The sequence below is a fragment of the Myxococcota bacterium genome (assembly GCA_039030075.1).
GTDB lineage: Bacteria > Myxococcota_A > UBA9160 > UBA9160 > SMWR01 > JAHEJV01.
Genome location: JBCCEW010000011.1, coordinates 50,438 through 69,368 on the forward strand (window position 1 = coordinate 50,438; position 18,931 = coordinate 69,368).

The 18,931-nt window shown below is 70.0% G+C and carries 19 protein-coding genes; 5 read left to right on the plus strand and 14 right to left on the minus strand.

Translation table 11 applies throughout. From position 1 onward, the window contains the following. Positions 1–5: 5 nt before the first annotated feature. The 5 genes from AAF430_13435 to pal form a co-directional block, all read right to left on the minus strand. Positions 6–734 (minus strand): 3-oxoacyl-ACP reductase family protein, encoded by a 729-nt coding sequence (locus AAF430_13435; protein MEM7411233.1) that lies wholly within the window; start codon positions 732–734, stop codon positions 6–8. Continuing rightward, positions 731–1,669 (minus strand): SDR family oxidoreductase, encoded by a 939-nt coding sequence (locus AAF430_13440; protein ID MEM7411234.1) that lies wholly within the window; start codon positions 1,667–1,669, stop codon positions 731–733. The genes AAF430_13435 and AAF430_13440 overlap by 4 nt, the downstream gene beginning before the upstream one ends. Next, positions 1,666–4,578 (minus strand): helicase C-terminal domain-containing protein, encoded by a 2,913-nt coding sequence (locus AAF430_13445; protein ID MEM7411235.1) that lies wholly within the window; start codon positions 4,576–4,578, stop codon positions 1,666–1,668. The genes AAF430_13440 and AAF430_13445 overlap by 4 nt, the downstream gene beginning before the upstream one ends. Before the next feature lie 72 nt (positions 4,579–4,650). Beyond that, positions 4,651–6,291 (minus strand): thiamine pyrophosphate-binding protein, encoded by a 1,641-nt coding sequence (locus tag AAF430_13450; GenBank protein ID MEM7411236.1) that lies wholly within the window; start codon positions 6,289–6,291, stop codon positions 4,651–4,653. A 126-nt stretch (positions 6,292–6,417) separates the two neighbouring features. After that, on the minus strand, positions 6,418–6,915 hold the full coding sequence (gene pal / locus AAF430_13455) for a peptidoglycan-associated lipoprotein Pal (protein MEM7411237.1): 498 nt from the start codon (positions 6,913–6,915) through the stop codon (positions 6,418–6,420). Between the two features lie 272 nt (positions 6,916–7,187). On the opposite strand from pal, the gene AAF430_13460 reads away from it, so the two are divergent. The 3 genes from AAF430_13460 (at position 7,188) to thiI (ending at position 9,498) form a co-directional block, all read left to right on the plus strand. Then, on the plus strand, positions 7,188–7,577 hold the full coding sequence (locus AAF430_13460) for a hypothetical protein (GenBank protein MEM7411238.1): 390 nt from the start codon (positions 7,188–7,190) through the stop codon (positions 7,575–7,577). An 83-nt stretch (positions 7,578–7,660) separates the two neighbouring features. Continuing rightward, entirely contained in the window at positions 7,661–7,963 is a 303-nt protein-coding gene (locus tag AAF430_13465; protein ID MEM7411239.1) for a hypothetical protein, read from the plus strand. 44 nt (positions 7,964–8,007) lie between these two features. After that, complete coding sequence (gene thiI / locus AAF430_13470; protein ID MEM7411240.1) at positions 8,008–9,498, plus strand: tRNA uracil 4-sulfurtransferase ThiI; 1,491 nt, start codon at positions 8,008–8,010, stop codon at positions 9,496–9,498. Here the strand turns inward: thiI and AAF430_13475 are convergent. The 8 genes from AAF430_13475 to AAF430_13510 all read right to left on the minus strand — a co-directional run bounded on the left by AAF430_13475 (position 9,487) and on the right by AAF430_13510 (position 15,606). Beyond that, a complete protein-coding gene (locus AAF430_13475; GenBank protein MEM7411241.1) occupies positions 9,487–9,897 on the minus strand; it encodes a secondary thiamine-phosphate synthase enzyme YjbQ in 411 nt (136 codons plus the stop codon). The genes thiI and AAF430_13475 overlap by 12 nt on opposite strands. Further along, on the minus strand, positions 9,897–10,448 hold the full coding sequence (locus AAF430_13480; GenBank protein ID MEM7411242.1) for a pyridoxamine 5'-phosphate oxidase family protein: 552 nt from the start codon (positions 10,446–10,448) through the stop codon (positions 9,897–9,899). Before AAF430_13480 ends, AAF430_13475 begins: the two co-directional genes overlap by 1 nt. A gap of 87 nt (positions 10,449–10,535) precedes the next feature. Continuing rightward, positions 10,536–11,195 (minus strand): DUF3106 domain-containing protein, encoded by a 660-nt coding sequence (locus AAF430_13485; GenBank protein MEM7411243.1) that lies wholly within the window; start codon positions 11,193–11,195, stop codon positions 10,536–10,538. Further along, on the minus strand, positions 11,192–11,926 hold the full coding sequence (locus AAF430_13490; protein ID MEM7411244.1) for a zf-HC2 domain-containing protein: 735 nt from the start codon (positions 11,924–11,926) through the stop codon (positions 11,192–11,194). The genes AAF430_13485 and AAF430_13490 overlap by 4 nt, the downstream gene beginning before the upstream one ends. Next, the gene (locus AAF430_13495; GenBank protein MEM7411245.1) at positions 11,923–12,534 is read right to left on the minus strand and encodes a sigma-70 family RNA polymerase sigma factor; all 612 of its coding nucleotides are present in this window, start codon (positions 12,532–12,534) and stop codon (positions 11,923–11,925) included. The genes AAF430_13490 and AAF430_13495 overlap by 4 nt, the downstream gene beginning before the upstream one ends. Positions 12,535–12,611: 77 nt before the next feature. Further along, positions 12,612–13,427, minus strand: a complete 816-nt coding sequence (locus AAF430_13500; GenBank protein ID MEM7411246.1) for an alpha/beta hydrolase — start codon at positions 13,425–13,427, stop codon at positions 12,612–12,614. Then, complete coding sequence (locus AAF430_13505) at positions 13,424–13,846, minus strand: hypothetical protein (GenBank protein ID MEM7411247.1); 423 nt, start codon at positions 13,844–13,846, stop codon at positions 13,424–13,426. Before AAF430_13505 ends, AAF430_13500 begins: the two co-directional genes overlap by 4 nt. A gap of 53 nt (positions 13,847–13,899) precedes the next feature. Next, the gene (locus AAF430_13510; protein ID MEM7411248.1) at positions 13,900–15,606 is read right to left on the minus strand and encodes a S49 family peptidase; all 1,707 of its coding nucleotides are present in this window, start codon (positions 15,604–15,606) and stop codon (positions 13,900–13,902) included. A 126-nt stretch (positions 15,607–15,732) separates the two neighbouring features. Here AAF430_13510 and AAF430_13515 point away from each other — a divergent pair, with 126 nt between their 5' ends. After that, entirely contained in the window at positions 15,733–17,340 is a 1,608-nt protein-coding gene (locus AAF430_13515; protein ID MEM7411249.1) for a beta-ketoacyl synthase N-terminal-like domain-containing protein, read from the plus strand. Positions 17,341–17,374: 34 nt separating this feature from the next. Further along, positions 17,375–18,259 (plus strand): GNAT family N-acetyltransferase, encoded by an 885-nt coding sequence (locus AAF430_13520; GenBank protein ID MEM7411250.1) that lies wholly within the window; start codon positions 17,375–17,377, stop codon positions 18,257–18,259. Here AAF430_13520 and AAF430_13525 read toward each other — a convergent pair. Next, a complete protein-coding gene (locus tag AAF430_13525; protein ID MEM7411251.1) occupies positions 18,256–18,882 on the minus strand; it encodes a hypothetical protein in 627 nt (208 codons plus the stop codon). The two genes, AAF430_13520 and AAF430_13525, sit on opposite strands and share 4 nt — an antisense overlap. Positions 18,883–18,931 lie beyond the last annotated feature (49 nt).

Here is an 18,931-nt window from a genome sequence, read left to right on the forward strand (position 1 = left end):
TCGGCTCAGCCGCCGAACATGCCGCCGTTCACGTGGATCACGCTGCCGTTCACGTAGTGGCCGCGGGTCGCGAGGAAGGCCACGACGTCGGCCACCTCCTCGGGCGTTCCCATCCGCTGCTGGGGAATGCGCGTCAGGATCGCCGTCTTCACCTCGTCGGGGAGCTCGTCGGTCATCTCGGTGTCGATGAAGCCCGGCGCGACCGAGTTGACGAGGATGTCCCGCCCGGCCAGCTCCTGGGCCAGGCTCTTCGTGAACGCGTCGAGGCCGGCCTTCACCATCGTGTACGGGATCTGGCCCGGGTTGCCGGTGTGGCCGACGACGCTCGAGATGTTGACGATGCGCCCCTGCTTCTTACGCAGCATGAAACGCCGCAGCACCAGCTTCGTCAGGTACCACGCCCCGCGGCTCATGCCCGCGACCGTGTCGTAGTCGTCGAGCTTCATCGACAGCATCGGCGCGTTGACGTTGAAGCCCGCGTTGTTCACCAACACGTCGACACGGCCCGCGACGTCCTTCAGCTCCGCGACGAGGGCATCGGTCTCCTCGGGAACGGCGAGATCCGCGCGGATCGTGAAGGCGCCGTCGAGCTCGTCGGCGAGCGCCCGCGCCTTCTCCTCGCTGGAGCGGTAGTGCACCCCGACGCGGAAGCCCTCGGCGGCCAGGGCGCGGCAGCAGGCGGCACCGATCCCGGTTCCGCCGCCCGTGACCAGGGCGAACCGCGCATCGCTCACGAAGACACCCCCGAGATGTGCTCACCGCCGTCGACGCGAATCACTTCGCCGTTGATCCAGCCCGCTTCGTCGCTCGCGAGCAGGGCGATCACGCCGGCCACGTCCTCGGGCGTGGTCAGGCGACCGAGCGGGTTTCGCGCCAGCGCCTGAGCCCGCATCTGCACCGAGCCGGGGATCGCATCCTGGGCCGGCGTGTGGGTGATGCCCGCCTGGATCACGTTGCAGCGGATGCCGTAGGGCGCGTACTCGACGGCGATCGAGCGCGACAGCGACTCGAGCGAGACCTTCGCGGCGGCCACGGCAGCGTAGCCCTTCCAGGCCACCTCGTTGCCTTCCGAAGTCAAACCGAACACGCGCGCGTCGTCGGCGAAGAGGCTCCGTTGATGCAGCTCCTGGACCCAGCCGAGCAGACTGGTACCCATCGCGTGAATCGTGCGCGAGAAATCATCTTCGTCGAGGAAGTGTTTGTCCGAGTACTCGGCCGGGCTCGCGAGGCCCATCGCCTGAGCGTGCCCGGCTGCGAACACCTCGTCGATCGCGGTCTGCAACTTCTCGGCGTCCATTCCCAGCTTCTCGGCGAGTTCGCCGGTCGCCGGCCGGGGCTTCTGGGCTTCGTGCACGAGCAGCTTCAGGTTCCCGAACGCGACCGAGTGGAGCAGCACGCGAACCCGACCGCCCCCCAACTCTCCGGTCAGTTCGTCGAGGACCGTCGCGCGCTTCTCCGACGACAGCGCGTCCACGTTCTTGGTGATCAGGCGCGTTCCGCCCGCGCGGATCGCCTCGAACTCGGGCTCGATCTGCGAGAGCACGGCGCGTCTGTCGCGGTGCACGATGCAGATGCTCATGCCCGCCGCGGCCAGACGCTTCGCCGTGGCGAGGCCGAAGCCGCTCGAGCCCCCGAGGATCAGCGCCCACTGATCGGCGTCGAAGCTCATGTCCCCCCTCCCTGTTCCGTACGTTCCGCAGCGGGTTCCGTACGCTCCCCAGCGGGTTCCGTACCGTCCGCAGCAGGTCCCGGACCGCCGGAAGCGGATTCCGGGCCGTTCGTGGCGGAATCTAGCCCGCTCACCGCGGTGGCGCCGAGCTCCAGCTCACGCGCCAGACCGACGAGCTCTTGCAGCGAAGCCGTCTCGATCTCACAGCCCGGCGGCAGCGCCGCGCTCAGCCGCTCGAAGTAGGGCTTGTCGCGCCGCGGGTCCACGACCACCACCAGGCCTCGGTCGTCTTCCGAGCGAATCAGGCGACCGACCATCTGCTTCAGATTCAGCAGCATCTTGCCCAGCGTGAAGAGCTCGAAGGCGTCCCCGCCCTGGTCGCGGATTCGCCCCTCGCGCCGCCGGCGCAACTCGTTCGGCACCTCGAAGGGCAGCTTCTCGATCACGACGGCTTCGAGCGCAGGGCCGGGCACGTCGATCCCCTGCCAGAAGGTGCGCGCCCCGAGCAGCACGCCGCCCCCGCCGGCGCGACGAAATCGCTCGACCAACGCCCCCGGATCGTCCGTGGCGCGCCGCGGCATCCAGACCTCGATGCCGTCGGGACGCAGCGCTGCGGAGAGCCGCGCCTGGACCTCGCGCATGCGCAGCAGGCTGGTGAAGAGCCCGAGTGTGCGGCCGCCGAGAGCGCGTCCGAGCTCGGTCAAGACCTGGGTGGTGAGCTCGACCGGGTCGCCCCGGTCCACGAGCGCCACGACACGCATGTGGGACGCGTAGTCGAAGGGGCTGGGTAGCGATGCACGCCAACTCGGCGCCTCCCCGCTCTCGACCTCCAGCTCGCCCATGGCCGCGAACGCGTCGCCCCCGACGAAGAGACTGGCAGACACGCCGGCGAATGCCTCGAGCTTCTCGAGCAGCTGACCGTGGAAGGCGCGCGCCGGCGACACCGCGCGCAGCGCCATCCGCCAGCGATCGAAGGGTTCGTGCAGTTCATCGAAGGCCGCGACGATCGCGTCGTCCTCGGCGAACGCGCCGCGCAGGGAAGCGGCCGCATCGCGCAGCTCGCCGACATCGCGCTCGATCTGCTCCGAGATCTCGTCGTCTTCACCGCGCTCTTCGTTCAGGTCGCTGGCGAGCCCGGCGAGATCCTCGAGACGGGCCGCCGCACGATCGGCGGCCTCGGCCGCGTCGGGCACCACGCGCGGTGCGTGGGGCGGCAGCTGGACCTCCCCGAAGTCGCTGGCGCGCGGCGCCAATGCACGGCCCAACAGCCGCAGCTCTTGCAGCAGATCGCCCCGCGCCACCCGGGGCGACGCCCCGGTCCGCGGACGTAAGAGCGGCGGCGTGCGCCGCACGGGTCCGCCGAAGAGCGCGTCGAGTCGCTCGAAGAGCCGCTCGGGACGCACTTCCGTTGCATAGGCCTCGTCGGCGACGCCCACCAACTCATGGGCCTCGTCCGCGATCACATGACCGAAGTTCGGGTAGTCGGGCGGCCAACGCAGCAAGAGGTCGTGGTTCGCCACGACCAGCTCCGCCCGGCCCAGCGCCGAACGCCGCTTCCCGAACGGACACTGGGGTTCCGACGCGCACTGCTCCCGGGTGCAGTGTTCGGCGCGGGCGGCCACCGAGCGCTTCCGGAGCTCGCGCAGCGGCGGGAAACGCCCGAGCAGTCCTGCGGGCAGCGTGCCCACCTCGCCGTGCGGACGCAGTCGCGTGCAGCTCGCGAGCGCGGCATACGAACGACGATCGCGCGGGTCGACGAGCGGGCTCTCTCCCTCGGCCAGCGCCTGGAGCGTGCGGCGCTGGCAGAGATAGTTCGCGCGGCCCTTGATCGACAGCGCGCGCAGGTCCGAGTAGCCGAGGAAGGCTGCGGCCGCGGGAATGTCCTTCCGGAGCAGCTGATCCTGCAAGACCTTCGTGCGGGTCGAGATCACCACCGGATCTCGCACGCCGCCGGCCGCGCGCTCGACGGCGAAGGGAATCGCCGCCGCGAGATAGGCGAGCGACTTCCCGACGCCCGTTCCGCCCTCGAGCAGGAGACGGCCGCCCTCGTCGAGTAGTCGCACGAACTCGCGCGCCATCTCGATCTGGGGCTCGCGCACGCGGTAGCGCGGGAAGTGCCGCCGACCGCGGGCTTCGTCGGCGAGCGCGGCCGCAATGGCGTCGGCGTCGAAGGGGACCCGCGGCTCGGGACTCTTGGGGATCCGGATGAACTGGGGCGCCGCCGGCGCCGGCAGTGGCAGGCCCGAGGTCGCGAGCAGGGGGAGCCACGGGTCCTCGGGCGCGTAGGTCTCGAGGGCCGCCCGCGCCGTGTCGAAGCGGGTGTCGCCTTCGTGGGCCCGGCGCGCGATCTGGGAGAGGACGGCCGCCGCATCCACCGCGTCGGACAGCGCGCGATGGCGCTCCTCGCGTTCGAGCAGCCGGTCGACGAAGGTGGCGAGCCGCAGATCCGGCGAATCGGGGAAGCAGATCCCGAGGATGTCCTGGGTGTCCAGGTACGTCGCCTGGGCAAACGCGGGAGACAAGAAGCGCGTCAGGAAGTGGCGCTCGAAGTCGGCGTTGTGGGCCACGATCACCCGCCCCGACAAGAGCTGCAGAAGCTCGGGAGCCACCGCTCCGATCGAAGGCGCGTCCCGAAGATCGGCATCGCGCAGACCCGTGAGCGCCGTGATCGCCGCGGGCACGCTTCCCTGCGGCCGGATCCGGCTCTCGAAACAGCGGGCACCGTTCCCGTCCAGCAGGACTGCGCCCACCTCGATCGGCTCGGCGCGTCCTTCCTGCGGGAGTCCGGTGGTCTCGAAGTCGACGACCGCCACCGGGCCCGTCTTCGCCAGCCACGGCGCCAACGCGTCCAGATCGATCCCGTCGTCGCCCGACGCGAGCGCGCGCGGGGGTCCGGTCAGCGCGGGCATGCGTCCCCGCGCAGCGTGAGAGCCCGATCGATTTGCGGCACCACGGCTCGGCCGGAGCCGAGCGCGCGTCGGCTAGACGTAGATGCCACCCGAGTAGCCGCGATCCTGGCGGATCATCACGTTCACGCAGGCGGGCTTCCCGGACGCCGCGGCACGCTCGAGCGCGGGTCGCAGATCTTCCGGCCGCTCGACCAGCTCGCCGTGCCCGCCCATCGCCTCGACGACCTTGTCGTAGCGGGTGGGGTGCAGGAGCGTGCTGTCGTAGTGACCGTAGATCGCGCCCTGGGGACGCATCATCTGGCCCCAGGCGGCGTCGTTTCCGACCACACCGATGATCGGCAGTCCGAAGCGCACCGCCGTGTCGTACTCGAAGCCGTTCAAGCCGAAGCTGCCGTCGCCGTAGACGATCACGACGCGCTTGTCCGGGTTCGCCGCCTGGGCCGCCAGGGCGAAGGGCATGCCGACGCCGAGCGTGCCGAGCGGGCCCGGGTCCATCCACGCACCCTCGCGCTTCACCGGAATGATCTTCGCCGCCGTCGCGACGATGTCGCCGCCGTCGCCGATCACGATCGTGTCGCCGAGGGTGTCGAGCCAGTCGCGCACCTCTCGGCACATGCGCTGGGGATCGACCGGGCTCTCGTCGCTGTCGAGGGCCGCCTGCACCTTCGCCTCGGCGGCGGTCTCGACTTCGCGCAGCTCGTCGCGCCAGCTCGAGAAGTCGAGCTGGGTGCCCGTGTTCTTCATCTCCTCGGTGAGCAGCTCGAAGCTGCACGCGAGGTTGCCGACGAGGCCGACGTCGGCCTGGCGGTTCTGGCCGATCATGGTTGCGTCCATGTCGAGCTGGATGATCTTCGCATCCGCCGGAATCGTCGCCCCGAAGCGCATCCGGAAGTCCAGCAGCGTGCCGGCGAGAATGATGCAGTCGATCTTCTCGAGCGCCGTGCGCCGCGAGCGATTCAAGAACTCGGGGGACTCGGGCGGAATCGTGCCGCGCCCCATGCCGTTCGCGTAGGACGGAATGTGGGTCTCGGAGATGAAGTGGTTCATCGCCGCCGAGGCGTTGGACCACTTCACGCTGGTACCGGCCATCAGCATCGGGCGCTCGGCCGAGCGCAGGAGATCCAGCGCCTCCCCGATGGTCGCCTTGTCGGGCGACAGGCGCGGTGGCGCCGTGGTGATCCGCGGGATCGTCACTTCCTCCTCGACGTTTCCCATGAAGATGTCCATCGGGATCTCGAGGTAGGCCGGTCCGGGGATGCCCGACACCGCGTGGCGCACGGCGAGCTCGATGTACTCCGGGATCCGGTGGGTCTGGTAGATCGCGTCCGCGTACTTCGTGATCGGCCGGACGACGCCGATGTGATCCATCTCTTGCAGCGAACCGCGTCGCAGGTTCTCGAACGGCCCCTGCCCACCGAAGACGAGGATCGGCGAGTTCGCGCGCCAGGCGTTGGCGATGCCGGTGACACCGTCGGTGACGCCGGGTCCGGCGGTGATCGCCGCGACGCCGATCTTCCCCGGGTTGCAGCGCGCCCAGGCATCGGCCGCGTGCACCGCCGCCTGCTCGTGGCGGACGTCGATGATGCGGATGCCCTGCTCTTTGCAGCCGGCATAGAGCGGCATGATGTGGCCGCCGCAGAGCGTGAAGATGCACTCGACGCCAGCCGCCTTCAGAGCGCGACCCGCGAGAATGCCGCCGTGGACATCGGACATGGGGAGACCTCGGTGGTTCGGGGAGAGGCTGGCGACGGTATCACCGGGCCATCGCGAGGGTCAAATAGACGACGGGGGCCGTGTTGCCACGACCCCCGCCGTTCGAAAGAAACCGGTCTGTCGGTGCTACTGCACGAAGTCGGCGCGCCGGTTGTAGCGCCAGGCCGACTCGTCGTGACCCTGCACCGCGGGGCGATCCTCGCCGAAGCTCACCGTGCGGAGCTTCGAGGACGGGACGCCCAGGTCCACCAGGTAGCGCTTCACCGCGTTGGCGCGGCGCTCCCCGAGGGCCAGGTTGTACTCGGCGCTGCCGCGCTCGTCGCAGTGGCCTTCGATGGTGACGGCACCCGCGTCGGCCGCGTTCACCGCGTCGGCGTTGCCGCGCAGCGCCGGGCGGGCGTCGTCGCGGATGTCGAAGCGGTCGAAATCGAAATAGACCGTCTGGAACTCAGCCAGCTTGGTCGGCATCGGCGGCGGCGGCTCGACCGGCGCCTCCTGGAATTCGCTGCCCGTGTCGGGAGTCGCAGCGGCGGTGTTCTCCTGGCTGCTCTGGCAGCCCCAGAGGCCCGTGATGCTCGCCAAGAACAGGACGCCGATGGTTCGCGTGAGCGATTGCTGGGTCATCTTCCCCTCCTCCGACCGGAATGCGGTGCGACCGAAGCCCGGGCGCCGACGGTCCGGTGACCCGTCTCGAGGCCAGTCCCCGATCGGGTACGAACGGCCCCCCCAGGTGTCGCGGGACATAGGGTTGCGGCTTCGTTCCCCCGAGGCAACCCGTTTCTCGTGTTTCTCCGGGTGGATCCGGTGATCCGGGTCACCTTGCCCGGGGCCCGGGAGGGCCGCCGGCCGGGCCGCGTCGGTCAACTCGGCGGGGCTTCTCGCCGATGGGGCACCGGATGAGGGACACGCGAGAGGTCGTGATCGCCGCGGCCGCCCAGGCCGACGAGACCGGGATTCGCTTCGAGGGACCGGCGGGTACCGAAGAAGTGGGCTGGGACGCCATCGTGGGCGCGGTGGCGGCCGAGGTCGGCGAGCCCCAGGGCGTGTGCGCGATCGTCTTCGATCTCCGGGTGCGGCGTGCCGGTATCAGCCACACGCTCCGGCTCGATGCCGACCCCGGCGAGGGCGCGATCGACTGGGCCCGGCAGATCGCGGCCGGCATCGGCGTCCGCGCCGGTCCGTCGATCAAGGCGCTCGCCATCGACGGGGTACCGTCGCGGTGGTTCCCCGATCTGGCGAGCTTCGAGGCGGACGAAGGCGAGGCCGACTGTCTCTTCGAGCGCTGAGCGCGTGCCCTTCTCGCCGAGCGAACGCCCTGCTCGCTGATCACACGCCGTTCCGGTGGGGTTCGATATGCTCGGCCCTGCCCATGCAACGCGTCGAAGGTCCGCAGACCCCCTTCGAGGTCTACTGCTACCAGTGCCAGGTCACGTTCCCGGCGGAGACCCGACGCTGCCTGCACTGTGGTGCCAAGGTGGGCGCCCGCGGCATGGGGCAGCGCTTCGAGCCGGTTCCCGCTTCGGAACACGGCACCGGCCCGCCCTCCCCCCAGGACGTCCTGGAGGAGGAAGAGGCCGAGAGCCGCACCCAGCTGGCGCGCCGCTTCGGCGGGCTGGCCGTGTGGGGGCTGATCGCGCTCAGCGCCATCCTCACCCGACTCTGCGGCGGCTGAGGCGGGCGCTGCCTGGGGCTCGGGAAACCGGGTAGCCTGGGCCCATGGGCGAGCAGAACACTCGGCTCGCGCTGCTGCGCCTCTCCGGCGAGATCGGCATCAAGGCCCGCGCTACCCGCATGCGGTTTCGCAAGCGGTTGATCCAGAACCTGCGCGACGCCCTGGGCTACGCGGGAATGCACCAGCGCGTCGAGGTCTCCCACGACCGTCTCTACATCGCGCTCCCGGACGCGATCGAGCTCGACGACCATCCGTTGACCCACGTCTTCGGGGTCTCCTCCCTGTCGCTGGTCGAGCGGCATCCGATCACCGACCTCGACGGCGTGGTCCAGACCGGGGCGGCGCTCTTCCGCGACGCTGTGCGGGGTCGCCGCTTCGCCGTGCGTGCCCGCCACGTCGGGCGCCGAGGCCGAGCCGAGATCCGCAGCCGCGACGTCGAGCACGCCCTGGGCGCCCTGCTCCTCCCGCTCTCGGCGGGCGTCGACCTGCGCCAGCCCGAGGTGGTGCTCGGCATCGAGCTGCTCGAGGACGCCACCGCCTTCTTCCACGAGGGCGCGAAGGGGCCGGGGGGCCTGCCCGTCGGCGTCGAAGGACGCGCCGTCGCGCTGCTCTCGGGCGGCTTCGACTCCGCCGTCGCGGCCTGGCAGATCCAGAAGCGCGGGGTCGAGTGCGACTACGTGTTCTGCAACCTCGGCGGCGCCCAGCATCTGCAGGAGGTGCTGCCCGTGGCGAAGTCGCTGGCCGCGCGCTGGTCCTACGGCTGCCGGCCGAAGCTCCACGTCGTCGACTTCGAGGCGATCACCGCCGCGATCCAGGAACACACGGCCACCCGCTATTGGCAGCTCGTGCTGAAGCGCCTGATGCTGCGAACCGCCGAGGCCATCGCCCTCTCCAACCGGGCCCAGGCGATCGTTACCGGGGACGCCGTCGGGCAGGTGTCCTCCCAGACCCTCGCCAACCTCGACGTGGTCTCGCGCGCGGCGGAGATGACCGTGCTGCGACCGCTGGTGAGCTTCGACAAGCAGGAGATCACCGCGCTGGCGACGGCGATCGGGACGTACGAACTCTCGAAGCGCGTGCGTGAGTACTGCGCCCTCGTCCCGACGAAGCCCGCCACCCGGGCGAGCCTCTCCCGCGTCGAAGCGGAAGAGTCACAGCTGCCGCCCGGCCTGTTGGCCCGCGCCCTCGACGAGCGCATGGTCGTCGAGCTGCATCGCATCGATCCGGATCTCGAGAACGCCCCGTCGTTCTCGGTGGAACGCGTGCCCGAGGACGCGCTGCTCCTCGACCTGCGGCCGGTGGCCCAGTATCGGAACGGCCACCACCCGGACGCCCTGCACCTCGATTTCGAGCAGGCGCTGTCCGCGTATCCGAGCTTCGATCGTGCGCGCCGCTACGTGCTCTCCTGCGAGTACGGTCTGCTCTCGGCCCAGCTGGCCGAACGCATGCGTCGCGTAGGTTTCGAAGCACACCACTTCCGCGGGGGCCAGCGAGCGCTGATGAAGCAGGCGACGAGCAGGGGCTCAGCCGAGTAGGTGCACCGCCACGCGCCGCCGGCGCGGACCGTCGAACTCGAAGAGCCAGATCGCCTGCCAGGTGCCGAGCAACAGGGCGCCCTCGTGGATCGGGATCACCTCCGAGGGGCCGAGCGCCGAGGCCTTCACGTGGGCGTGGGCGTTGTCGTCCTTGCGGTCGTGCAGCCAGTCGTTCTGCGTCGGGAAGATCGCCTCGAAGCCGTCGATCACGTCCTGCCCGATGTTCGGGTCGGCGGTCTCGTTGACGACGACGGCGCAGGTCGAGTGCAGGACCATGACCTGACACTGCCCATGCTGGAGACCGCTCTGGGCCACGATCTTCTGGACGCGCTCGGTGATGTCGAAGGACTGCTGCGGCGCCGTCGTCTCGAGCTCGAAGAACTCGGTTCCCCCGGCCATCAGCTTCCTCCTCGCAGGCCCGGCAGACCGTCCAGGCTCTTGGCGTTGAACTCGCGCGCGTACTTCTCGAGCGTCGCGTCGTCGTGGCGGTCGGTCCACAGGTGAAGCTGGCGTCGATCCCCGACGTAGCTGTACTCGGGGACGCCGTACCCACACGAATCGGACACGCGATCGACCTTCACCCGGAGGATCGTGCGCGCGTTCCGGTAGTCGCCGAAGTGGGCGTAGAGCGCGTCCCAATCGGCGTCGCCCGGCTCGATCACCTCTCCGCGACCGTGCAGACGCAGGATCCGCGGCGGGCCTTCGAACGCGCAGAACATCAGCACGATGCGACCGTTCTCCCGGACGTGGGCCACGGTTTCGATGCCGCTGCCCATCAGGTCGAGGTAGGCCACCGTGTGCTCGTCGAGGATGGCGAGCCCTTCCAGGCCCTTCGGCGAGAGATTGACGAGACCCTCGTCGGCCCGCGGCGCCGTCGCCACGAAGAAGACGTGCTGCTTGCGGATGAAACCCGCGTTGCGAGCGTCGATGCCGTCGAAGACCTTGCCCATCCCTGCCTCCTCCACGGTGTGGACCGGGCGCAGCGGGAAGGTAGCGGCTTGCGATCCCCGCCAGCGCCGGGGGTGCTCCCGCGTGGCTCAGGGCGCGGCGTCGAGGCGCTCGAGCAGGGCGTCCCGCTCGTCGGGGGACATCTCGCGCAGGCGTTCCCAGGCCTGTCGCAGCCGCTTCTGTTCGTCGGGCGGGAGGTCGCGGAAGCGCTCGGCGTTCCGGCGGATACGCGCGCGCTCGGTTCCGTCGAGGCTGCGCAAGGTCTCGAGCCGCTCGCGCAGGGCCTGCTGTTCCTCGACCGGCAGCGACCGGTAGCGCATCACACGCTCGCGCAGGGCGCGTCGTTCCTCTTCGGGCAGCGCGCGCATCCGCTGCTGCAGCGCCCGCCGTTCGGCGGGATCGAGTCCACCGAGATCGCGGGCGAGCGCGCGGCGGTCTTCCTGGGAGAGATTCCAGAAGCGGTGACGCATGCGGCGCTGGACGCGTTCGCGTTCGTCCGCAGGCAGCTCGCCCAGGAAGGCCCGATAGCGCTCGCGCATCTTCCGGCGCTCGTCGGGCCCGGCCTGCTGCCAGCGCTGGCGCAGTCGTTGCCGGAGCTCGCGGCGCTCCGCCGGTGTCGCGTTGCGCCAGCGCTCGCGCAGCTCGGTCGCGCGAGGGCGTTCGTCCTCGGCCCACGCAGCGCTCGACGGTACGAGCCCGACCCACCAGACGGCGAGCAGAAACGCGACGAAGAAACGACGGCGCGTCATCCGCTGCGTTCCTCCTCGAGGGAGAGCCAGGCTTCGAGCAGTTCGAGGTTCGCGATCACTTCGAGATCGCGGACGGTCTCGAGCTCGATCGCCAAAGCGAGCTCCTCGTCCGAAGGCTCCGCCGGGGCGCTCGAGGGCGCGGACTCCGCGCGGGCGAGGGAGGTGGCGTCAGTCGCCGGCCTCGGATCCGGAACCGGCGGGACCAACCGCGGCTCGGGAAGGCTCGGTTCCGATCCTTCGACGTCCGAGGCTTCGGGCGGAGGCGCGGGCTCCCGTGCCACTTCGACCGGCGGCTTCGGCGCGGGCGCTTCCGGGGTCGGCACCACCGGCGACTCGTCGCGCGCGATCGGCGGCGGCGTGGGTGTGGAACCCGGGTCGCGACCGAAGGCGAGGTAGAGCGCCAGCAAAGCCGCGGCCGCGGCACTCGCCGCGAGCCAGCGTTCGGGTCGACGGCGGCGCGGCGCGGCGCCGCGTGCCCGCGACGGCGCTGGAGCCGTCGCGACGGCGTCTCGCTCGGCGGCGATGCGTTCCTGCAGACGGTCCCAGCGGGTCGCCTCCACATCGGGCAGGGGCAGCGTGCCCAGCGCGTGGTCGACGTTCTCGAGGGCATCGAGCGCGGCGGCGCACTCGGCGCAGGATTCCAGGTGCGCTTCGACCTCGGCGGATCGGGCCGCAGCCAACTCTCCGTCGAGCCACGCCGAGAGCTCTTCGTGGACGTGCCGTTCGCTCATGAGCTCGCCTCCGGGACCGGCGGTTGCGTCTCTCCGACTCGGGGCAGCTTCGCGGCGAGTGCGGTCCGGGCTCGATGCACCAACGCTTTCACGGCCTTCTCCGAGGTATCGAGCGCCTCTGCCACCTCCGCGTAGGACAGGCCCTCGACCGAGGCCAGCCAGAGCGCCGAGCGCTGTCGCTCGGGCAGCTTCCGCAGGGCAGCATCGACACTCTCCGAAAGGCGTCGCGCATCGACGACCTCGTCGACGGCCGGCAGCGCCGACCCCAGCTCGGGAGCCTCGGGCGCATCCGTGCTGTCGTGAGGATCGCGACGGCGCGGGCGGCGCAGCTCGTTCCAGGCCAGGTTCGTGGCGATGCGGTAGAGCCAGGTCGAGAAGCGGGCGTCGGGTCGGTAGCGCTCGCGGGCGCGGTATACGCGCAAGAAGGACTCCTGGAGGAGCTCCTCGGCGCTGGCTGCGTCGGTCACCAGGCGCTCGAGGTAGCGCAAGAGGGGCCGTGACCAGCGCTCGAAGAGCGTTTCGAAGGCGGACTCATCGCCCGCGGCGAACGCCAGCATCAGCTGGACGTCTTCGTCGGGATGCCGGGCGCGCGCCTCCACTGCCTCCATCGAACCCGTTTCGGCCCTCCGGGTTGCGGTCTTTCCGAGATCGGAAACTCCCCGCAGGGGATCCAGGCGGGCAGGGCTCAGGCCTGGAGCCGCTCCAGAAATGCGATCACGTTCTCATTGAAGGCGGCGGGATCGTCGAGATTCGTGATGTGCCCGGCGCCGGCCATCATCACGCGTTGTGCGGCCGGCAGGCGCGTCTCGAGCACTTCCGCGGCCCGCAGGTAGGCGTCGTCCTTCTCGCCGATGATCACCAGCGCCGGCATCGTCAGTTCGCCCAGCCGGTCCATGACCTGGCTCGCCGGCCCCGCCACGCGCCGGGCGAAGTTCGCGATGCCGTGGGGCTGCTGGGCCGCGATCGCCGCGGCCGCGGCGCGAGCGACGTCGCTGTCGGGGCGCAGGCCGACCATCGTCGACGCCGCTTTGCCAGAGACGAAGGCCTCCATGCCGCGGGTCTCGACGAAGGAAGCCGTCCGCTCGACCATCTTCTCCCAGCGCGCCTGGGCCTCGGGATTCTTGAAGCCCGGCCCCGTGTCGACCAGCAACAGGCCGCGGACACGCTCCGGGTTCCGCAGCGCCAGGTGCAGCGAAGCCAATCCGCCGAACGAGAGCCCACCGAGCACGGCCGGTGTGTCGCCGACGGTGGCGTCGAGGACGCGGCCGAGATCGTCGAGGACCGCGTCCAGGTGATAGGCGTCGGGATCCTCCGGCGCGTCGGAGAGACCGTGTCCGCGGTAGTCCCAGAGCACGACGCGCGCCCCGGCCGCCACGAAGGGCTCGACCTGGGGACGCCAGTTCTCGTGGGTGGTCGAGAGCGCGCAGCTCAGCACCACGGGCAGGCCCTCGCCGTGCACCTCGGCGTAGACCGCGTGGCCATCGGAGGTCTCGACTTTCACGAGCGCTCCAGCTGCTGCTGCAGCGCCTTCGCCATCTCGTCGAGCTGGTCGCGCATGGCGCCCTTGATGGTGAACTCGGGCACCAGCCCCTTCGTCTTGCCTTCCATCTGCAGTCGCACGCGCGTGCTGTCGCCCCGTTCCCGCAGCGACAGCTTCCCGGACAGCCGCTTCCAGACGTTGCCGTCGCAGACCTTCTCGAAGGCGATGTCGCCGTCGGGGGCGAAGTCGAAGTGGAAGGTGGCCGTGCCCTCGCGACCGAGCGCGGTGTAGCGGGTACGGGTGGTCTTGCGCTGCCCCTCGTCCGCCACGATCTCGGTATCGCTGTCGGGAAAGAGTCCGACCAGGGTTTCGTTCTGGCGGATGATGTCCGCCGCTTCCTGGCGCGAGCGCTTCACGTCGAACTGCTTCTCGAGATGCATCGAATCCTCCAACGCCTGCGCCAACGGTAGCTCGACCGAGGCCGCGCCGACGCTCAGCGCACCTCGAACCAGAAGGGAAGCAGCGCGACCGCGCGCCCCTCGTTGGCTGCGTCGATCCAAGGCTGCAGCCGTCGCTGCCAGCGGCTCCAGGGCGTGTCTCCGACGGCGGAAACGCTCACCTGACGCAGCACCTCGCCGAGCTGCTCGGCGAAGGGCTGGGGCGGCGGATAGGGCACCAGCGCGACATCGGCGTCGGCGGGGAGTCCGGCCTTCTCCTTCGCCAGCAGCAACGCTTCCCTCATTCCTCCCAGTTCGTCGACGAGCCCGGCCTCGGCGGCCTGCGCCCCCGTCCATACGCGTCCTTGCGCCACCGCGTCGACCTGATTCTCGTCGAGGGGACGCCCGTCGGCGACGCGCGACAGGAACAGCCCGTAGATCGATTCCACTTCCTCGCGCAGGCGCGCTCGGGTCTCGGGCGAGAGCGGCTGCGAGCTGACCTGGATGCCGGCGTGGGTGCCGCGGGTCAACGACTCGACGCCGATCTGGAGCTTCTCGAAGGTGCGGGCGAGCACCGGTCGCAGCACGAACACCCCGATCGACCCGGTGATGCTGCCCGGCGAGGCGACGATCGCGTCGGCGCCGGCGGCGACGTAGTAGCCGCCCGACGCCGCGACGTCGGAGAAAGTCGCGATCAGCGGCTTCCCGGATTCGCGCACCCGCTGGGTCGCGCGCCAGATGACGTCGGACGCCAGCGCCGAGCCGCCGGGGCTGTCGATGCGGAAGAGGATCGCCGAGATCTCCGGGTCTTCTGCCGCATCGATCAGGGCCCGCGAAACCGTGTCCGAGGCCAGCACGATCTCGCCCGTGGACGTCGTGCGGCCATCGCCCGTCACGACGTTGCCCGTCCCGTAGACCAGCGCGAACGTCGCCTGCGGCACGAACCCGACACTCGCGGGATCGACTGCGGCGTAGACATCGGCGTCGACGCGGGTCGGGTCACCCAGGTCGTCCCAGAGCCCGTCGAAGTGGCTCGTCCGATCGATGATGCCCAGCGCTTCGAGGCTCGCGGCGTCGAAGGGGGCCGCGTCGATCGCGGCGCGCACCTGGGCCGGGGTGAGCGAGCGTCCCTCGGCGATGCCGGCGACGAACTGGGCATCGATCGAGTCGAGCAACGCGTCCGCCATCTCCCGGTGGGCGTCGCTCATCGATTTTCCGCTCAGCGTGTCGGCCGCCGTCTTGTAGCGACCGATCCGGGCGACGTCGAAGTCCACACCGAGTTCTTCGAAGAAGCCGCCCAGGAACAGGTACTCGCCGGCCAGCCCGATCAGCGGGGCCGTCGACGCCGGGGAAGCCACCACTTCGTCGGCAGCGCTGGCGATGTAGAGCTCGAGATTACCGCTGAACGCCTCGAGTTCGAGGTAGGCGACCGTGCGGCGACCGGCGGCGCTGACGCGCTCGATCGCGGCGCGCAGCTCCTGGGCCTTCGCCCACCCGATGCCGACGCTGCGAATCCGCAGCACCACGGCGGCGAGTCGTGCGTCGCGCTCGGCCTTGTTCAGGTTCGACAGCAGCGTCGCGAACGGGACGGACGCGTCGCCGGCGAGGCGCGCCAGCAGCGGTGGGTCCGTGCTTTCGACGTAGGTGCCCGAAACATCCAGCACCAGCACGCTGTCGTCTTCGATCTCGAAGCCGCTCGGCGACAGCCACACCAGCAGCAGCAACACGACGAACAACACGCCGAGAACGCGAAGTACCTTCATTCCGCCCCCCTCTTCTCCATGCAGGGCCTCGTGGACCGAGGCCGCGTCACCGAATCCGCAGGGAGCGAAACGCGCTCAGGAAACCGCGAATCGGCGCAGGTCGAGCGTAGGTTATCCTTGGCGCCGATGGCCAAAGAGGTCTACGTCGCGGCGGTGGGCCTCACGAAGGTCGACCTCACCGGTCGCATCTTCGCCTCGATCTTCGACCTGTTCGCCGATGCGTTCGCACGCGCCCTCGAGGATTCCTCGGTGCGCAGTTTCGATGCGGTCCAGGTCGGCATCATGGACAGCGAGGAGTTCGAGAACCGCGCCAACATCGCCACCAAGGTGGCGGATCGGCTCGGGCTCACGGGCATTCCCGCGGTGCGCAGCGAGACGGCGTCGTCCACCGGCGCCGCAGCCCTGCACGAGGCCTACTACAAGGTGGCATCGGGCGCGTTCGAGAGCGTGCTCGTGCTCGGTGGCGAGCGGATGAAGACCGTCACCACCGAGGTGGCCACGACGATCATGTCGAAGACGGTCGATCCCGAGGAGCGCCGCTTCGGCTTCACGATGCCCGCCCTGATCGCGCTGATCACCCAGGCCTGGCTTCAAGAACGACGCATCGGCGACGCCGCCGCGGTCGAAGCCCTCTCGCGGCTGATGCATCGGGCCCACGCCCTCGGATCCCAGAACCCGCTGGCCGCCTTCTTCGACAAACCCGAACCGCTGGCGGCGTACCACGACGAGGGCCGCAACCTGCCCGTCGCGACACCCCTGCGCCGCAAGGATTGCTCGCCGATCTGCGACGGAGCCGCTGCGTTGATCCTCACCTCGCGCCCTCAGTCAGTGCGCGTCGCCGGCCTCGGCTCGGCCACCGAGACCAGCTCGATCCTCGACCGCACGGTGCTGACCGGGCTCGAAGCCACGCGCCGCGCGGCCCAGCTCGCCTACTGGCGCGCCGGTGTGGCGAACCCGCGCGAGATCGAGGGTCTGGTGGTCGAGGTGCACGACGCGTTCAACAGTCTCTTGCCGATCGGGCTCGTCGACCTCGGGCTCTTCGATCCGCCGAAGGTCCTCGAGGCCCTGGTCGGCAAGACCAGCGGCCCTGCCCAGGACCCGTACACCAACCCGATCACCGGACCGCGCGGCGCCATCCCCACGAATCTCTCGGGAGGGCTCAAGGCGCGCGGCCATCCCGTAGGTGGCACGGGCCTGTTCCAGATCTGTGAGAACTACCTGCAGATCATGGGTCGTTTCCCGAACCCGAAGGCCCAGGTGCCCGACGCCCGCTTCGGGATCTCCCACTCGATCGGCGGCCCCGGCAACAACAACTACGTGACGCTGCTCGAGCGCAGCGACAGCCGGCGCCACCGCGACGTCGTGCCCGCGCCGCGCCGCGAGTTCTCTTCTCACGAGCACCGCCTCGTCCGCGAACAGGCCCAGGGGCTCCACGGATCGGCCGCGCGCGTCGTGGCTGCGACCACCATCCACGTCACCTCGGGCGGTGGAGAGCCGATCCACGTCGCACTCCTCGAAATCGACGGGCGACGCGTCTTCGCGACCCTCGACCGGGCCACCGCGGAAGGGCCCGCGGACCAGGTGCTGGCCGGCCAGAAGGTGCGCTTCCTGGTGAAGGACGACGGCGACCACTACTTCCAGATCCCGCCCGAGCGCGGCTTCGATCTCGGCCGCGTCGTGCAATCCATCCGACGAAGGGTCGGAGGCCGGGCCGCCGGGACGTCAAGAGAGTAGGCAGGGACGGAAGCGGCGCTGCATACTCGCAGCGATGTCGATCCGTGCCTATCGCCCCGACGACGCGAAAGCCGTGGCCGAGCTCGCCGTTGCCTGCGCCCGCGGCGAGAACGACTTCGTGCTGAACCCGCTCTGGGAGACCTCCGAGGAGCTCGACGCCGAGTTCCGGCGTTTCGGGATCGCCCCAGAAGAACATCTGTGGGTGGCGGACCCGGACGGCAACGGCGATCTCGTCGGGTTGGTGGGTTTCCTGCGCCGGCCCGGCGACACCAGCGCGGGCATGATCTGCCCGATCGTGCGACGTGGAGAACGTGGGCGCGGTGTGGGCGGCGAGCTGCTCCGCGCCGCACAGAACGCGGCGACCGATTCCCTCGGCATCGACTTCGTGACGGCCGGGATCGGCACGCGCAACCGCGGCGGCTACTCGCTGCTCTCCAGCCACGGCTTCCGGCCGGTGCGGCAGGCCTTCCTGATGCGCTGCGATCGTGCGCCCGAGTCACTCCCCGAAGCGTCTCTGCAGGTCGAACCCGCGACGACCGAGCATGCGGGCCCGCTCTGTGACCTCTACAACGCCTGCGACTTCGAACCGCGCACACCCGATCAGATGCGCAGCGTTCTCGAAGACGGGCGACATCTCCATTGGATGGCCTGGGACGGCGAGCAGCTGATCGCCTTCGTCGAACTCGAGACCCACTGGCCCGAGCGCCCGTGGGTGGCGTTCGTCGGCGTCGACCCCGAGCGACGCGGACGGGGGCTGGGGACCCAGCTCGTGTCGCACGCGTTGGCGAATCGCTTCGCCGACGGCGCACGCGCGGGGCTGTTGATGCTCTCCCCGGCGAACCGCAGTGCGATGCGCGCCTACGAGAAGACCGGCTTCCGGCGCTTCCGACTGATCGACGTCCTCGAGAAGCGGCTCTAGCCCAATCCAGCCCGTGCCCGCGCGCGAAACCATCGCCAGCGCTGCACGATCGCAGTCACGACCAACAAGCTCCCGCCCAGCAGTGCGCGACTCCACTTGCTGCCGAACGGGATCGGCGCCGGCGTTCGTTCGAAGCGGAAGTCGTCGATCGCAACGGTCCCCAGCGCAAAGAACTGGATCTCGTGAATCGGCGCCCCGAGGTTCGAACGTACGAAGCTCGCGGGATCGCCCGGCGTCGTGGCGGGTTGGCTGAAGAGGGTCTCGCTCTGGCCCTCGGGTCCGACGATCACCGCGGTCCCGGCGCCCAGGGTGTGCGCGAAGAAGAACTGGACGGAATCGACCGGAGGGTCGAAGGTCACCGCGAGGGCGCTGTCCGTGCCCTGGATCTGGTAGGCGTGGGTGCCCGACGCCGTCAGCGCGAGATCCATCGGGGCGAAGACGCCCGGCCCCCCATCGAAGGTCGTGCCATCGATCGAAAAACAGCAAGCGCCCGGCACGGTGATGCCGGACTCGTCTCCTGTCGCCTCGAATAGCAGCGTCCGTGCTTGCGCCTGGGGTGCGCAAAGGCACGCGAGGGCCGCGGCGAAGCAGGCCACGATCCAGGATCGGTGGCGGAGTCGCATCTTCTTCTGACCCAAGCGAGGGCGGTTGGGATGGGGTGGCTGGTGTTCC

Excerpts from the sequence above, each read along its gene's own strand:
- AAF430_13440 (MEM7411234.1), bottom strand. The coding sequence starts at position 1,669 with ATGAGCTTCGACGCCGATCAGTGGGCGCTGATCCTCGGGGGCTCGAGC.
- AAF430_13445 (MEM7411235.1), bottom strand. The coding sequence starts at position 4,578 with ATGCCCGCGCTGACCGGACCCCCGCGCGCGCTCGCGTCGGGCGACGAC.
- AAF430_13450 (MEM7411236.1), bottom strand. The coding sequence starts at position 6,291 with ATGTCCGATGTCCACGGCGGCATTCTCGCGGGTCGCGCTCTGAAGGCG.
- pal (MEM7411237.1), bottom strand. The coding sequence starts at position 6,915 with ATGACCCAGCAATCGCTCACGCGAACCATCGGCGTCCTGTTCTTGGCG.
- AAF430_13460 (MEM7411238.1), top strand. The coding sequence starts at position 7,188 with ATGAGGGACACGCGAGAGGTCGTGATCGCCGCGGCCGCCCAGGCCGAC.
- AAF430_13465 (MEM7411239.1), top strand. The coding sequence starts at position 7,661 with ATGCAACGCGTCGAAGGTCCGCAGACCCCCTTCGAGGTCTACTGCTAC.
- thiI (MEM7411240.1), top strand. The coding sequence starts at position 8,008 with ATGGGCGAGCAGAACACTCGGCTCGCGCTGCTGCGCCTCTCCGGCGAG.
- AAF430_13475 (MEM7411241.1), bottom strand. The coding sequence starts at position 9,897 with ATGGCCGGGGGAACCGAGTTCTTCGAGCTCGAGACGACGGCGCCGCAG.
- AAF430_13480 (MEM7411242.1), bottom strand. The coding sequence starts at position 10,448 with ATGGGCAAGGTCTTCGACGGCATCGACGCTCGCAACGCGGGTTTCATC.
- AAF430_13485 (MEM7411243.1), bottom strand. The coding sequence starts at position 11,195 with ATGACGCGCCGTCGTTTCTTCGTCGCGTTTCTGCTCGCCGTCTGGTGG.
- AAF430_13490 (MEM7411244.1), bottom strand. The coding sequence starts at position 11,926 with ATGAGCGAACGGCACGTCCACGAAGAGCTCTCGGCGTGGCTCGACGGA.
- AAF430_13495 (MEM7411245.1), bottom strand. The coding sequence starts at position 12,534 with ATGGAGGCAGTGGAGGCGCGCGCCCGGCATCCCGACGAAGACGTCCAG.
- AAF430_13505 (MEM7411247.1), bottom strand. The coding sequence starts at position 13,846 with ATGCATCTCGAGAAGCAGTTCGACGTGAAGCGCTCGCGCCAGGAAGCG.
- AAF430_13510 (MEM7411248.1), bottom strand. The coding sequence starts at position 15,606 with ATGAAGGTACTTCGCGTTCTCGGCGTGTTGTTCGTCGTGTTGCTGCTG.
- AAF430_13515 (MEM7411249.1), top strand. The coding sequence starts at position 15,733 with ATGGCCAAAGAGGTCTACGTCGCGGCGGTGGGCCTCACGAAGGTCGAC.
- AAF430_13520 (MEM7411250.1), top strand. The coding sequence starts at position 17,375 with ATGTCGATCCGTGCCTATCGCCCCGACGACGCGAAAGCCGTGGCCGAG.
- AAF430_13525 (MEM7411251.1), bottom strand. The coding sequence starts at position 18,882 with ATGCGACTCCGCCACCGATCCTGGATCGTGGCCTGCTTCGCCGCGGCC.